Here is a 15,135-nt window from a genome sequence, read left to right on the forward strand (position 1 = left end):
GCGTGTGCGGACGTCTACCGGTAGTGACGTAGGGGAACAGGGGGAACGACCTATGCGGGTGCGGCGGATCGACAACCGCTACGAACTCACCGAGCAGCTCTCATCCGGCGGAATGGGCTCGGTCTGGCGCGGCTACGACATCGTGCTCGACCGGGCGGTCGCGGTGAAGACCATACGCGTCGATCAGGTGGTCACCGCGGAGCAGGCCGAGGAGTTCACCGAACGATTCCGCCGCGAAGCTCGGGTCACCGCCCGTATTCGACACCACGGCGTACCACAGGTATTCGACGCCGTGCTCGACGCGTCGTTCGAGACGGTGTACCTGGTGATGGAGCTCATCGATGGAGTTCCGTTGCAGAACTACATCGACCCGGACCACCCGCTGCCGCTGTCATGGGTGGCGTCCGTGGCCGCCCAGATCGCCACGGTGCTGTCGTACGCGCACGCGCTGCCGGTGGTGCACCGCGATCTCAAACCCGGCAACGTGTTGATCACCCGCGACGGTTCCGTCAAGGTCATCGATTTCGGCATAGCCGCCATCCTCGACGGGTCGGCGCCGAAGCTGACGGTGACCGGACAACAGATTGGCACGCTCCGGTACATGTCACCCGAACGGGTCCACGGCCGCCGGGTCACGCCGCTCAGCGACCTGTACGCGCTCGGCTGCCTGATGCACGAAATGATCAGTGGCCGACCGCTGTTCGAGGCGGATTCGGAGTTCTCGATCATGATCGCGCATGCCGAACAGGCACCGACTCCGCTCCGGCGGCTCGGTCTCGACGTACCCGCCGAGTTCGAGCAGCTCGTACTCGACTTGGTGGAGAAAGACCCGCACCGGCGGCCCGCCGACGCCTACTCCGTGTACGAGCGCCTGCTGCCGTTTCTGCCCGGTCCCGGCACACCAATCCCGCCCACCGAGCTGTACTTGCCCGGATTCCCGGACCCGACACGGGTATTTCGGCGGCCGAACGCGCCCCTGGAAACCGGCCAGATCGAAGCGACTCGCCTCCGCCCGCAGGCGGCAGCACCCACCGCGCCGATGTCGGCGCAGCATTTGCAGACCGCGATCACCGACGCCGAGGATCGATACGTGCAGCTGGTCCGAGCTGGACGCTACACCCAAGCCGCAGATGCGTTGAGGGCTGTGATCGACAGTGCCGCAGCGGCATTGGGCAAGGAGAATGTCCAAGTGCTGACCCTCCGCAAAGATGTGGCCGCCGCCTGGGCACTGGCCGGTGAAGACCGCCGCGCCTGCCGCGAGTTCGACTTGCTCGCCAAGGCATACCAGCGCGCCGAGGGCCGGTTCAGCCGCTCGGCCCTGGAATGCCGCGCCGGCGCCGCCCGTGCCCGGATGGCGCTCGGCGATATCGAGAGCGGTTTGGCCGAACTCGAACAGATCCTCGCCGAGGTGACCACTGCCGACGGCAGTGGCTCCGAACTGGCCCTCGACCTGCGCTTCGAGATCGGTGACCTGAAACGCGAGATCGGCGACCTACCGGCCGCGCGCACGATGCTGCAAGCGCTGCTGGACGATCTGATGATGATCAGAGGTCCCCGCGACTCGTTCACCGTGGAGGTGGGGGAGCTGTTGGACACGCTCTGACGCTGTTTCAGCGGCGGAGCGGCCTCAAATACGTCGTTACACGTCCTGACAAGACCCTTAGAGCTCCTAACAGGTTCGGTCCGGTGGCGGTGGGTTTGATTGCAGTGCACTATGTTTCGTCGTGGCAGCACCCTGGATCGTGGATGACGAGTTGTGGGCGGTAATCGAACCGCTACTGCCGGTGAAACCGGCCGGTACGCCGGGACCGCCGCAGATGGACTCGCGTCTGGTGCTACAGGGGATCTTGTTCGTGCTGATCACCGGAATCGGATGGGAGGACCTGCCCCAGGAACTCGGATTCGGATCCGGGATGACCTGTTGGCGCAGGTTACGGGACTGGCAGGCCACTGGGGCATTCGAGCAGATCCATCAGGCCGTGCTCGCCCGCGCGCACGCAGCCCGATTGATCGACTTCGACCGGGTCATGGTCGACGGCTCGCACGTGCGGGCGAAAAAAGGGGCGCCGCAACAGGTCCCAGCCCGGTCGACCGCGCCAAGACCGGTTCCAAGCACCACATCCTGACCTGCGCGAACGGATTCCCGCTCGCGGTGGCGCTGTCCGCGGCCAACGTCAACGATCACCTGGTGCTGCCCACACTGCTCGACCGGGTCCGCCCCCTGCGCGGCCGTGCGGGCCAACCCCGACGCCGAATCACCAACCTGATCGCCGACAAGGGATACGACTACCCCAGTGTGTATTCCGAACTCCGACAACGACATATCACCGGCTATATCGCCCGCCGAGGCACCGGTGACAAGATCACCGCCGGCCGCTGGATCGTCGAGCAGACCTTCGCCCTGCTGCACCAGTACCGGCGGCTGGCCATCCGATGGGAACGACGCACCGACATCCATCACGGATTCCTCCACCTCGCCGCCGCCCTGATCTGCTGGCGACGACTCAGCAACCGAACCCGATAGGAGCTCTTATATGGCCCCCGCTGCGTGGCCTAACCTTCGATCAGTCGCGGACCTCGCTGCATTATGTAGCGAGCTGGTCGTTTCTTCTCGTGGCATAAACGGCTGTCTGTGACGCCCCTCCTGCTCTATGCGGGATTGGATTTCGGCAACAGTTCGGCCTTTGTTCGAGCCTGAGGTGCATCCTGCGTTGCGAACTGCGCTGATCGACCACGCAAGGAGCATCCCGAGCGCGAGGTAGATGAATTCTCCGAACATCACCGCTCCTTACATCCGGGGTCTGTAGTTGGTTGCGCGATGAGCGGGCCTTCCCGGTTTGACCCGAGGATGAGATAGGGGACCAGATCGGCGAAGTAGCGCCTCGCGCCGCAATCGTCGCCGCACTCTTGGTGCCTGGCCAATCCGCGTTGCGCCACTTCGGGATTCAGGATCGGGTAATCCGGCATTCGGTGGAAGTAGGAGTCGTCGTCCATGACCTCAGCTCCCCACGTGTGGAGCATCGGCAGGCACGAGCTTTCCGGCCAGAATCAGCCTTCGCTTCGCCTGTGCCTTCGCTGCGCAGACCGAAGCTGGACAATGCCTATGGTCCTGCATTATCCGATGGGCGCGCGCGGTCGTGAGTGTCGATTCGGGTACCGCGTGGTGGTTGATCAACGGAAGGCCGGTCATCGTCGGCCACCTCCTTACGCTCGAACTGGTTGCTGCGGACAGGTTCCAGTAGACGCGCAGGTACGGCGGCCTGACAGCGTGTTTGGCTCATCCAAAGAGATTCATCCAAAGTGCCAGCAGGGCATCCATTGAGCGCGGAGAATAGATCCAGCAACTGGTGCTGCACCGTCCACTGATCGGTCCACCTACCATCCAGAACTCGGGAGCAAAGCTAATGACCGGCAAGAACCCGACGACGATTCCCCGGCGGCAACTCGGTCGACAGCTGCGCGAGATGCGGCAAGGGGCAGGGCTTTCCATTGCCGATGCGGCTCGTCTGATCGAGCGCGGGGCCGGGACGCTTCAGCGGTTGGAGAAGGGGGAGAACCCTCGCATTCGATTGCTGGACATCGAAGCGCTGTGCAGGCTGTACGACGCGTCCGAGGAGAAGTTGGAGGTTCTGAAGGCCCTTGCGCGGGAGGGAGATGAGCGGGCCCGGCCGACCGATGAGCGAGTGTGGTGGCATCGCTACGACGACCTGATACCCAGCGACTTCGAGACCTATATGAGCCTGGAAGCCGCAGCGGCACAGGTGATTATGTACCAACCCGACGTGGTGCCGGGGATCGTTCAGACGGCCGAGTACGCACGTGCTCTCGAGCGGGTGTTCTTCAGCTCGGATTCGCCCATGGAGCTGGAGCAACGCATCCAGGTGAGGATGCAGCGACAGACCGCTATCACGCGCCGATTGGCCCCTGTCGAGGTAGATCTGCTCATCGACGAGGCGGTCATTCGGCGTGTGGCCGGCGCCCGACAGGTGATGGCGGCACAGCTCCGCAAACTCGCCGACACCCCGACGAATGTGCGTGTCCGGGTTGTGCCCTTCTCCGTCGGATTCCCGCTCGGCTGCGCGCCAGGCCCGTTCGTGATCCTCCGATTCCCGATGGATTCCGGCACGAAAACGCCTGTAGAACCGACGACCGTGTACGTCGAGTCCTACGGGTCCCGCCTCTATTACGACCGCACCGATATTGTGGATCGGTACGTCGGAGCGCACGAGCAGTTGGGTGCGGTGGCGTTGAGCGAAGCGGATAGCAAGCACCTGCTCCGGCAGGTGGCGAAGGAGTTCGAAGCGTGAGCGATCTAACTGGGGCGCGTTGGTTCAAGAGCAGCAGGAGTCAAGGTGGCGAAGCGTGTGTCGAAGCAGCTCACCTGACCGGGAGCAGGGTCGGTGTTCGGGACTCGAAGCTGGGGGCTGACAGTCCGGTTCTCGTCTTCGATGGCCCGGTCTGGGACCAGTTCGCATATGCCGTTAAGGCAGGCCACTTCGATCTGACGTGAGGTCGGGTTAGGCTGCGGCGGTACCCGCCCAACGCGGGTCCCGCCGCACCCTGACCATCGCTCAGTCGCGAACCTCGCGGAACAGCGCAGCGAGCTGGTCGTCCATCCAGTAGTAGCAGCGGCCGTCGTCGAGATACTCCCACCACCACAGGTAGTTTCGTCCGGCGTCGGCGCACAGCTTTCCCGGTCGGCTCAGCATGGCGGCTACCGACTGGCTGTTGGGCAGGCCGAGTAGCTCGGCCAGTTCCTCGCCGGAGAATTGCCGGTCGGGGTGGTCGATGAGGAGCGAGAACAATGAGCGGGCACGATCGGTCAGTTGGCTCCACAACTCCACTGCCAGGTCGAGATCGTCGGCTTCCCAGGGACGTCGACCGTGCCGGCGTCGCGGGTTGTCCGACTGGTCGGCCGCTCTTGCCGGGCGGTTTCCCGGCGTACTGCGGTCGATGGAGCCCCAGTGCTCCTCCTTGTACCGCTCCATGGCATCACCCTGGAGTTGCACCGTCGCGTTGCCGCGTCGAACCCAGAACTCTGATTCGCCCTTACCGCCCAGACGTTTTGTCCGCGTGACGAACACCGGCCTGACCGCGGGCGTCACGATGACCTGGCAGACCTGCGTGCCCGAGATCGAGGGGAACTCGACACGTACCGTCGCGGCGGTGGTCGTGGAGAGGTTGTTCTCGATCACCTCCCGGACGCGCAGCTCGTATTTGTCCGCGTCCGAGACCTTGATGGATCGCATATCGCCCAGCAGGCCGACGGGGTTGGCGTTGTCCTCCACTCCGATGAACAGTGACCCGCCGTCGGCGTTGAGCAGACCGCACACGGTCTTGACAATGATGTACTGCCGATCCGGCTCGGCTTGATTGGTCTTGAGATCCAGGAATGCCGATGCCTTGAACTCGACCGTCTGGCATTCACCGCGCGAGACGAGCTCCTCCGGCGGCACCTGTTCAGGTTCTTCCGGCTGCGCGAATCCGCTGTCCATCGCGGTGGAGATCAGATTGAGCAGGACGGACTCGCGTTGTCCGATGAAGGTGTCGAAGTCGTTGTGCAGCAGCACGTCCGGATTGATCAAGTGCGTGGACACATGGGAACGCAGTGCGGGCGCGTCGACGGCACCCATGCTGGTCAATTTCGCCAGGTACTTCGACGGAGCCGACCCGCCGAGGATGTGGCGGTTGGTGTATGCCGACAGTGGGGTCTTGTTGATCACCGAGTCGTAGATGGCGCGGTCGAGACCCTGCTTGGCGCACCACGCCTGCGGGAATACGTGGTGAATGTCGACGGCGTCATCGAAATATGTTGCGGCATTGATGGGGTTGCCGCTGCACCAGTCGCGAGCGCCGTTGGCCAGCAGCAAGGCGTACACGCCCTTGTACGCGGCGCTGTTCCGAGTCCGCAATGTGCGCAGGCGGCCCGGAGCGAACTGGGCTTCGGCGACCGTGCGAGGTTCGGACGACGTACGCCCGAGGGCCCAGTCCACCACCTCGGGAAGGTCTCGGGCGAAACGGGTTTCGGTTGTTCCGCTGTACAGCTCGCCGAACACGCCGCACCAGTACCAGCGCGCGACCTTCTGCTGGACGTCATACCGGTGCCACGACTGGCCGAGCGCCGCGCAGACCGCCGCCAAGGGGATCAACTGCGCACCGTAGGGCACGAATTTGACGTCGAAGATACTGCGGTGATGGAGGAACTTCGCGGCCATGAGCAGGCCGCTCACGATCTCCTCGCTGCACTTCTTGTAGTCGTCCAGCGGCAGCCGCAGCATGTCGACCCGGCGGCAGCCGATGCGGGGACCGCCCTTGGGGTCGGACGTTCCATTGGTCTCGCGTCGCCGGAAGGTGGCCTGCAGTGTGACGGCTTGCAGGAAATCCGTTTCCGAAACATCCGATAGCACACGGAATTTGCTGTCGCTCCACTGCATCCGGCATTGGTCCCAGTGCTCGCGCAGGTTGAATTCGTCGGCCGCGTAGGTGGCCGTGAGCAGTTCGAAGACAGTGAGGGTGACGCCGCCGGTATTGACCTTCTCGAACACCTGGCAGACGGCTTCCCGCGGGGTCGTGGCGGAGAGCTCGATGACCGGGACCAGATACTGCTCGAACCGCTTGATGAACCGCCGGTTGAAGTTCTGCCAGCGCTTGAACGCGGCCGCCGTATCGTCGTGCAGTTCGGCGTAGCGGTAACCCCATTCGTCCGCATCGAACACGTGGGTCATGGGGAAGAGTCCGGCCTGGCATTCCCCGTCCATAGTGGACAGATCCAGTTCGGTGCGGCCGAAGCTGGCACGGACCTTGCGATCCGCCGGAATGAACCGGAAAGCCTCGTCCTGGTCGGTTTCGTCATCGAGCGCCAGGTCGATATCGACGTAGAACCACCCCGAGACCTTCCGCCGCCGCTCGTCGATCGTCGCCACCGGCCGGTCCAGCATCAGCGCCTGGTACAGCGATGTGATCCGCTGCTGCCCGTCCAGGAGCAATTGCGTCGCGGGCACGTTGCCGGGCAGCTCGACGCCTTCGATGGGGCGCTGCTTGAAGCGGGTGTGGCCACCGGCCTGGAGCATCATCAGCGTCCCGACGGGGAAACCACGTGACACCGACCCCAGCAGGCTGCGGATATTGTTCTCCGGCCACACCCAGCCGCGCTGGAACTCCGGAAGCTGAATCTGGCCTTCCCTGGCCTGCTCGAGAAGATTGCGCAGGAACGGCTTCTTGATCTCGAAGGCCTCGACACTCACCGATGTAACCCCTAGTTGTGCACCCGCCGCCCCCGTGGCCCCGGGCCTCTGGACAGTAGCAGTGCGGGCTGTGAGATGCCCTGCGGTTCAGCAGGACTGGCGCAACTTGTCATAAGCTGGCGGAGCCCTGCGGGCTCGGCTGACGGGATTACGGCAGCTTGCGTGACTACGTGCTTCCCAGTGGTAGGACGTCAGTGCATGCGGGGCGGCGTGTACGGCGTGTGTTCTCGGTGCGGGCACTGAGCTACCCTCGCGGTCGATGGCGCACGACAGAAAGTCCCCGATGCCCACAGCTCTCCTCGGCCGCTGGCGGATCGCCGAGATGGACAACTGGGATCTCGACGCGATCGAACTCGCCGGTCCCGGATACATCGAGTTCCGCCGGGACGGTACCGGCGCGTTCTCCTTCATCTGTGTGACCGGCGAACTGGACTGCCGCCCCGAGCGGCCTAGCGGCCGCGACGGCGTCGGATTCAGCTGGGAAGGGTTCGACGAGGGTGATCCGGTGAGCGGGCGCGGGTGGGCGGTGCCGAGCGTGGACGGTGGGGTGGACGGGTATCTGACCTTTCATCTCGGTGACGAATCCGGTTTCCGCGCAGTACCGTTCGAGGACAGCGCGACCGAGGGCGGGGGATGAGCGAGTACCAGTACTACGAATTCGTCGCCATCGACCGACCGCTCGACGATCGGCAGTTCGCGGAGGTACGGGCGCTGTCCACCCGTGCGCGGATCACGGCGACACGCTTCGTCAACGAGTACCACTGGGGTGACCTGAAGGCCGATCCCCGGCAGTTGGTCGAGCAGTATTTCGACGCGCACCTGTATGTAACCGATTGGGGCACACACCGATTCCTGTTCAAGGTGCCGCGTGCGCTGCTGGATGCGGAAGCGGTCGAGCCATATCTGCTCGACGAGTGCGTGAGTGCCTGGATCGCTGGCGAGAGCCTCGTTATCGACCTGACCAGCGACGGCTATGACGGTGATTGGGAGGAAGGGGCGGAGGATTCGCTGTCGGTGCTGGTCGGCGTGCGTGCGGAGTTGGCCGCCGGGGATCTGCGCGCGCTCTATCTGGCCTGGCTGGCGGGCTACGGGACGTGGGAGTGGGACGAGGACGCGTTCGGCCGTGAGCACGATGACGAACTCGAGCCGCCGGTGCCCTCGGGGCTGCGGTCCCTCACCGCACCGCAGCGTGGGCTCGCGGACTTCTTGCGACTCGATCCGGATCTGCTGGAGGTCGCGGCGGAAGCGAGTCCGGATCTCGCGGCTGCCGCCGAGGAGCCGGAGGAGCTGGCCGCCTGGATCGCCGGGCTACCGCCCGCCGACAAGGACGAACTCCTGCTGCGGGTGGCTCGCGATGACGCCGCGCTCGTGCACCTGGAACTGCTGCACCGATTCCGCGCCGTGACGCCACGGCCGCGAACGGTCGGGGAACGGACGGTCGCCGATCTGCTCGGCGAGGCGGCGCGACGGCGTGCTGTCCGGGAACGGGCTGAGGCCGAAGCGGAGGAGCGGGAGCGCGCCCGCGTGGCGGCTCGGGCCGCCCGCGACCGTGAGCGGCGGTTGGAACGGCTCGCCGCCGAGGGCGAGGCGGTATGGACGCGGGTGGAGGCGCTGGTCACTACCGCCAAGCCGCGTGACTACGACGCGGCCGCCGCGCTGCTCTCCGATCTCAAAGCGCTCGCTGACCGTGACGAACGCATGGACCGGTTCGATATCCGCGTCGCGGACCTGCGTACCCGATACGCGAACCGGCCCGCCCTGCTTCGACGTCTCGCGACGGTGTGAGGGACTTGCCGGGGGTTCGGGGGCCGATCGGTGCTTGCCCGGGATGTCGGCTTCCCGCGTGGGCCGGATCGCCGATCTGTCATAGCACCCGCCTACGATGCGATGGCACCACCCGGTACTGACGAGGACATATCGCCATGCACTACGAGCAGCTCGACGCCCTGCGTCGGCAGCATCCCGCGTGGCGACTGCTGCGAGCCGACAATGCGCCGCTGGTGTTGTCGTTCCTGGGCAAGGTGTTCGTGGAGGAGAACATTCGCGCCATCTCCGCCTCGGAGCTCGAGAGCAGACTCGATGACGAGCTGTACGCGCTCAATCAGCGGTTGGCGAGGGCACCTTCCCGAAGTCGCCGAAGACCTATCTCAACGATTGGGCCGCATCGGAATCGGGGTGGCTGCGCAAGTACTACCCCGCCGATTCCGACGAGGTGCACTTCGACGCGACACCGGCGGTGGAGAAGGCGCTCGGGTGGGCGAAGGCGTTGCGGGAGCGGTCGTTCGTCGGGACCGAGTCGCGGCTGAATACCGTGTTCGAGCTGCTGCGGCAGATGGCGTTCGGGGCGGAGGGGGATCCTCGGGTGCGGCTGGCGGAGTTGCGGCGGCGGCGTGACGCGATCGACGCGGAGATCGAGGCGGTGGCTCAGGGGCGGTGCCTTGTCCACCGGTCGATACAGCGGCCGTTCCATCGGCAGCACCACCTCCGGTGCGGTCGCATCGAGGCCCATCACGACATCGGGCACCCGAATCTCCCTGAGGCGCAGCGTATTCGCCTCGATGCCCCGCAGGATGTCCATGACCCGCCGGTCACCTACCTGTCACTGAGCGATCCGGGTTTCGAGGTCGTCTTCGATGACGGGCAGCATGAGCGGGTGCGGTGGTGCGACACCGATGGCGTGCAGCGCAGCGCCCGGATTCCGCGCGTGATCTTCACGCGCGCCGCCGCGCCGGAGGAACCGCGATGACCACACCGACCGCCGAACACGAACTGTCCGTGGTCGTCACCCAGTTGATGAAGGGCGTGCTCTACCAGGACACCCATGAGCGGCAGTGGCGGCAGTTGCTGGCGCTCCAGGCGCAGGTGCGCGACTATGTCCGGGTCATCGGGCTCACCGTGTTCATCGACGAATCGGAGGGCTACGCCTTCCTGCGCTCTCGGCCCGAACTCGAGGAGGACGACGGACCGGCGATTCCGCGTCTCGTGCCCCGGCGCGCGCTCGTTCCCGGTGAGCCTGTTACTGGCGCTGCTGCGGAAGAAGCTGGCCGAGAACGACGCCAAGGACGCCGACGCCCGGCTCATCCTCACCCGCGACCAGATCGTCGAGACGGTGCGGACCTTCCAGCCGGAGAGCAGCAACGAAGCCCGGCTCGTGGAACAGATCGACACACAGATCAACAAGGTGATCGAGCTCGGTTTCCTGCGTCGGCTCAAATCCTCCGCCGCTGCCGATACCTTCGAGGTGCGGCGCGTGCTGAAGGCGTTCGTCGACGCGCAATGGCTGGCCGACTTCGATCGCAGACTGGCCGAGTACGCGGCCACACTGGGTGGGGAGGACAGGTGACCGACGAGGACCGGCCCGGATATCGGCTCGACCGCCTCGAGCTGTACAACTGGGGCACCTTCGACCAGCGAGTGTGGCGCTACGAGCAGCACGGTCGCAATGGCCTGCTCACCGGCGATATCGGATCGGGCAAGTCCACGGTGGTGGATGCCATCACCACGCTGCTGTTGCCCGCGCACCGGATCTCGTACAACAAAGCGGCGGGCGCGGAGACCCGGGAGCGTGATCTGCGCTCCTATGTACTCGGGCATTACAAGTCCGAGCGCAATGAAGCCCTCGGGACCAGCCGACCGGTGGGGTTGCGGGACCGCACCTCCTTCTCGGTGATCCTCGGCGTCCTCGCCAACCACGGATTCGATGCGACGGTCAGCCTGGCGCAGGTGTTCTGGTTCAAGGACCAAGCCGGTGCGGGGCAGCCGGACCGGTTCTTCGTCACCGCCGACCGCGCGCTGAGCATCGCTGGTGACTTCGGCGACTTCGGCGGCGACATCGCGGCGTTGAAGCGGCGGCTACGCAAGGCCGGTGCCACGATCCGCGACGCATTCCCGGACTACGGCAAGGACTTTCGACGGCTGCTCGGCATCGAGTCCGAGCAGGCGATGGAGCTGTTCCATCAGACGGTGTCCATGAAATCGGTGGGCAACCTGAACGATTTCGTGCGCAACCACATGCTGGAACCCTTCGCGGCCGACGCCGCGATCAAGGGTCTCGTGGATCATTTCGAGGATCTGACCAGGGCGCACGACGCCGTGGTGCGGGCCCGCGACCAATTGGCGCTGCTCGATCCGCTGCTGACCGACTGCGACGAATACGGTCGCAGAGGTGCCGAGATCGATGCGGTGCGCTCGCGGCGCGACGCCCTGCCCTACTACTTCGCCGATCGCAAGCACGGCCTGCTCACGGTGCAGATCGACGCATGGCGGGAGGAAGCCGATGCGCTCGGTGCGGACCTGGACAGCGCGAAAGACAAGGTCGAACGCCTGCGCAAGGAACAGAGGCGGCTCGAGCTGAAGCGGGCCGGGCACGGTGGCGACCGGATTGCCGAGATCGGTCGTGAGATCGACGAGTGCGCCCGAGTCCGCGACGAAAGACAGTACCGTGCACAGCGATTCGCGGAGCTGCTCGGGGACATCGGTCTGCGGCCGGCGGAAACGGCCGAACAGTTCGGCGAGCGACTGCGCGAGGTGCGCCGACGAGCGGCGACGCTGGACGACGAGAAGACAGTGCAGCAGAACATTCTCACCGAGGTGGCGGTGCGGCTGCGCGACGCCGACAACGATGCCCGCGATATCAACACCGAACTGCGCAGCCTGCGAGAGCGGCCGAGCAATATTCCCGCGCGGCAGCTGGAGCTGCGGCGACGCCTGTGCACCGAACTGCGCATCGACGAGGCCGACCTGCCCTACGCGGGCGAACTCATCAAGGTGCGCGACGACGAACGCGACTGGGAGGGAGCCGCGGAGCGGCTGCTGCACGGATTCGGTCTCGCCCTGCTGGTGTCGGGCGAACACTATGCGGCGGTGTCGGATTGGATCGACGGCCACCATCTGGGCGGGCGGCTCGTCTACTTCAGGGTGCCCGGAGCCACCGTGGACCGCCTGCCCGAGATCGGCAACCGCGCGCTGTATTCCAAGCTGGAGATCAAGGATTCGCCGTTCGCGGAATGGCTGGATCGCGAGCTGCGCCATCGCGCCGACTACGAGTGCGTCGACACCATGGCGGAGTTCCGCCGCGCCCGCACCGCCATCACCCGGGCGGGCCAGATCAAAGGCGGGCGTGGACGGCACGAGAAGGACGATCGCCATCGTATCGACGATCGACGGCACTACGTGCTCGGCTGGAGCAATGCCAGCAAGATCGAGACACTGCTGGCCGAAGCCGAACGGCTCACCCGGGTGCTCGCGGAGCTGAACGCGACGCAGAGCACCGCGAAAGGCGCACTCACCGAACTGGACAGGTTCGCGGGCACCGCGTCCAAGCTGGTCGAGTTTCGTGGCTACTCCGACATCGATTGGCGGGCGATGGTGGGGCGGATCGCCGATCTCGACGCCGAGCGCCATCGCATCGAGAGTTCCTCGGATGCCCTGCGGGAGATCGCGACACAGCTCGAGGACGTCGGGAAACGACTGAAGATCGCCGATGGCGATGTCACGCGGATCAGCACCGGGTTGGGGGCGATCGACCGTGACATATCGGTTGCCGAGACAACCAGCACCGATCTCGGCCAGCTGCTCACCCACCCGGACTACGAGGTGGCCCGGATGCAGTTCCCCGAGCTGGAACGGGCGGCGAAACGGCACGCGACCGACACCGTGCCGGCATGCGATCACGCACAGGCCCGGCTCACCGCCGAGTTCACCACGCGCGCCGAGAACCTGTCGAAGGAGCAGCGGGCCGCGGGCAACCGGGCGATCACGAAAATGGCCGGATTCCGCGCGAAGTACCCACTCGAAACCGAGGAACTCGACGACAGTCTCGAATCGGCGGACGGCTACCGGCAGCTGCACCGCCGCTTGGCGGACGACGATCTGCCGCGCTTCGAGGCCGACTTCAAGACCTATCTGAACACCAATACGATTCGCGATATCGCGGGCTTTCACGCACAGCTCGGCAATCAGGTGGAACTCATCCGGGAACGCGTCGAAACCATCAACAAGTCCCTGTCCGGCATCCCCTACAACCCGGGTCGCTACATTCGGCTGGAATTGCAGCCGACGTCGAATGTGGAGATCCGGGATTTCCGCACCCAGCTGCGCGAATGCACCAGCGGCGCGGTCGACGACGGTGGCGACCAGTACTCGGAACAGAAGTTCCTCCAGGTGAAGTCGATCATCGAACGTTTCCGGGGCCGGGAGGGACAGACCGAGGCGGACAAGTCCTGGACCCGGCGCGTCACCGATGTGCGCAACTGGTTCGTCTTCTCCGCATCCGAGCGCTGGCTCAAGGACGACACCGAACACGAGAACTACACCGACTCCGGCGGCAAATCGGGCGGACAGAAGGAGAAACTCGCCTACACCATCCTCGCGGCGTCCCTGGCGTATCAGTTCAAACTCGACTGGGATGCGGTGCAGTCCACGACCTTCCGGTTCGTCGTGATCGACGAGGCCTTCGGCCGTGGTTCGGACGAGTCCACGCGGTTCGCGCTGGGCCTGTTCCGTCGCCTCGGGCTGCAACTGCTGATCGTCACGCCGTTGCAGAAGATCCACGTCATCGAGCCCTTCGTCTCGTCGGTGGGATTCGTCGACAACAAGACCGGCGCCTACTCGCGCATGCAGACCTTGACGATCGAGGAGTACCGGCAGCGGCAACTCGCCCACGTGCTGGCCTCCGGGGACGCTGTGGAGGGACGGTGACCGGCTGGACCACCCGCGCCGATGTGACGCGAAAGCTGCGGCGGCGCTGGGACTCCGGTGAACTCCTGGCGGCGTACGCCACGGGGGAGGCGCTGCTGCCGATCGAGGTATCCCTGCGCAGACCCGGCCCGCGAGATATCGCCACCGACCTGGCCGCCGTGCGGGAATGGGCGAACCCGTGGCGTGTCGGCAACGGACTGCGGGTGGAGTACCAGGCGGTGGGCGGCAGGATCGTCGGGTCCAACGAACTGCCGCGACGGGTCTGGATCGACGAGTGGCCCCAGCTGTGGGCATTGCTCGGCGTCGGTGGCGCGGTACGCCGATTCCTCGACCTCCTCGACCACACCCGCGCCGCCGCGCCCGCACTGACCGACTGGATGCTCGGCAAGCCACACGACGTGCTCACCCTGGCCGACGACTGGGTGAAGATCGTGGACACGGTGCGGTGGATCGACGCCCGCGCCGCCTCCGGAAGCTATCTGCGTCAGGTCGACGTCCCCGGTGTCGACACCAAGTTCATCGAACGCCACCGGACCGTGCTCTCCCGCCTGCTCGACCGTCAACTCGCCGAACACCGCATCGACACCGACTGCCCGCCCGCCGATTTCATCGGACGGTACCGATTTCGGCGCAAGCCGCAGTACGTGCGCTACCGTTGGCTCGACCCGCTGCGCGCCACCGCGGGCTTCACCGAACTGAATGTTCGTGTCGATGAACTGGCGGCGGCGCCACCGGAGGCCACGACGATCGTCATCGTCGAGAACGAAACGACCTACCTGGCGCTGCCGCCGGTGCCGGATGCCATCGCCATATTCGGCGGCGGCTACGCGCTGACCAGGCTGAACGCTCTGTCGTGGCTCGCCGACCGCAGGGTCCGCTACTGGGGTGATATCGATACCCACGGCTTCGCCATCCTCGACCGCCTCCGGCAGCGGTTCCCACATGCCGAATCCCTGCTCATGGACCGCGACACCTTGCTGTCGCACGAAGGTCAATGGGTGCGCGAGGATTCGCCGACGGTCACGGTGCTCGACCACCTGCGGCCCGCCGAACTCGATCTGTATCGGGATCTGGTGGACGACACCTTCGGGCACGCCGTGCGCCTCGAACAGGAGCGGGTGCGGTACTCGGTGGTGGAATCGACGGTGCGGGATCGGTGATGGCGTACGTATCTCGTCGAGTCGGTGGAGCG

The 15,135-nt window shown here is 65.5% G+C and carries 10 protein-coding genes and 3 pseudogenes; 11 read left to right on the forward strand and 2 right to left on the reverse strand.

Going from position 1 to position 15,135, the window contains the following annotated elements; all coding sequences use genetic code 11:
- Positions 1-52 precede the first annotated feature (52 nt).
- Positions 53-1,603, forward strand: coding sequence for a serine/threonine-protein kinase (locus QJS31_RS07435; protein WP_306356283.1), 1,551 nt, complete (start codon positions 53-55; stop codon positions 1,601-1,603).
- A gap of 121 nt (positions 1,604-1,724) precedes the next feature.
- Positions 1,725-2,524, forward strand: a protein-coding gene (locus QJS31_RS07440) for an IS5 family transposase (protein ID WP_372341718.1) whose coding sequence is annotated in 2 segments (ribosomal slippage) — positions 1,725-2,055 and positions 2,055-2,524 — 801 coding nt in all. Because the reading frame shifts where the segments join, the coding sequence is not laid out codon by codon here.
- Positions 2,525-2,778: 254 nt separating this feature from the next.
- Here the strand turns inward: QJS31_RS07440 and QJS31_RS07445 are convergent.
- Entirely contained in the window at positions 2,779-2,994 is a 216-nt protein-coding gene (locus QJS31_RS07445; protein ID WP_306356285.1) for a hypothetical protein, read from the reverse strand.
- Positions 2,995-3,404: 410 nt separating this feature from the next.
- Here QJS31_RS07445 and QJS31_RS07450 point away from each other — a divergent pair, with 410 nt between their 5' ends.
- Together QJS31_RS07450 and QJS31_RS07455 are read left to right on the forward strand one after the other, a co-directional pair.
- On the forward strand, positions 3,405-4,307 hold the full coding sequence (locus QJS31_RS07450) for a helix-turn-helix transcriptional regulator (RefSeq protein WP_306356286.1): 903 nt from the start codon (positions 3,405-3,407) through the stop codon (positions 4,305-4,307).
- Positions 4,304-4,510 carry a DUF397 domain-containing protein gene (locus QJS31_RS07455; protein WP_306356287.1) on the forward strand — a complete coding sequence of 69 codons (207 nt, stop codon included), beginning with the start codon at positions 4,304-4,306 and terminating at the stop codon, positions 4,508-4,510. The genes QJS31_RS07450 and QJS31_RS07455 overlap by 4 nt, the downstream gene beginning before the upstream one ends.
- Positions 4,511-4,571: 61 nt before the next feature.
- Here QJS31_RS07455 and QJS31_RS07460 read toward each other — a convergent pair whose 3' ends face one another.
- Complete coding sequence (locus QJS31_RS07460; protein ID WP_306356288.1) at positions 4,572-7,244, reverse strand: DUF262 domain-containing protein; 2,673 nt, start codon at positions 7,242-7,244, stop codon at positions 4,572-4,574.
- 283 nt (positions 7,245-7,527) lie between these two features.
- Between QJS31_RS07460 and QJS31_RS07465 the strand changes: the two genes are divergently transcribed.
- The 7 genes and pseudogenes from QJS31_RS07465 (at position 7,528) to QJS31_RS07490 (ending at position 15,103) form a co-directional block, all read left to right on the forward strand.
- Positions 7,528-7,881 carry a hypothetical protein gene (locus QJS31_RS07465; RefSeq protein WP_306356289.1) on the forward strand — a complete coding sequence of 118 codons (354 nt, stop codon included), beginning with the start codon at positions 7,528-7,530 and terminating at the stop codon, positions 7,879-7,881.
- Positions 7,878-9,029 carry a hypothetical protein gene (locus tag QJS31_RS07470; protein ID WP_306356290.1) on the forward strand — a complete coding sequence of 384 codons (1,152 nt, stop codon included), beginning with the start codon at positions 7,878-7,880 and terminating at the stop codon, positions 9,027-9,029. The genes QJS31_RS07465 and QJS31_RS07470 overlap by 4 nt, the downstream gene beginning before the upstream one ends.
- Before the next feature lie 137 nt (positions 9,030-9,166).
- Positions 9,167-9,289 (forward strand): annotated as a pseudogene (locus QJS31_RS37345) (DUF3375 family protein); the annotation flags it as partial.
- Between the two features lie 122 nt (positions 9,290-9,411).
- Positions 9,412-9,990, forward strand: a pseudogene (locus tag QJS31_RS07475) (DUF3375 family protein); the annotation flags it as partial.
- A 47-nt stretch (positions 9,991-10,037) separates the two neighbouring features.
- Positions 10,038-10,587 (forward strand): annotated as a pseudogene (locus QJS31_RS07480) (DUF4194 domain-containing protein).
- Positions 10,584-13,943 carry an ATP-binding protein gene (locus QJS31_RS07485; protein ID WP_306356291.1) on the forward strand — a complete coding sequence of 1,120 codons (3,360 nt, stop codon included), beginning with the start codon at positions 10,584-10,586 and terminating at the stop codon, positions 13,941-13,943. The pseudogene QJS31_RS07480 and the gene QJS31_RS07485 overlap by 4 nt, the downstream one beginning before the upstream one ends.
- A complete protein-coding gene (locus tag QJS31_RS07490) occupies positions 13,940-15,103 on the forward strand; it encodes a Wadjet anti-phage system protein JetD domain-containing protein (protein WP_306356292.1) in 1,164 nt (387 codons plus the stop codon). Before QJS31_RS07485 ends, QJS31_RS07490 begins: the two co-directional genes overlap by 4 nt.
- Positions 15,104-15,135: the final 32 nt, after the last annotated feature.

Origin of the sequence: Nocardia sp. CC213A (assembly GCF_030766805.1) — a bacterium.
Classification (GTDB): domain Bacteria; phylum Actinomycetota; class Actinomycetes; order Mycobacteriales; family Mycobacteriaceae; genus Nocardia; species Nocardia otitidiscaviarum.

Coding starts and splice junctions, on each gene's coding strand:
- QJS31_RS07435 (WP_306356283.1), top strand. CDS start 53: ATGCGGGTGCGGCGGATCGACAACCGCTACGAACTCACCGAGCAGCTC.
- QJS31_RS07445 (WP_306356285.1), bottom strand. CDS start 2,994: ATGGACGACGACTCCTACTTCCACCGAATGCCGGATTACCCGATCCTG.
- QJS31_RS07450 (WP_306356286.1), top strand. CDS start 3,405: ATGACCGGCAAGAACCCGACGACGATTCCCCGGCGGCAACTCGGTCGA.
- QJS31_RS07465 (WP_306356289.1), top strand. CDS start 7,528: ATGCCCACAGCTCTCCTCGGCCGCTGGCGGATCGCCGAGATGGACAAC.
- QJS31_RS07470 (WP_306356290.1), top strand. CDS start 7,878: ATGAGCGAGTACCAGTACTACGAATTCGTCGCCATCGACCGACCGCTC.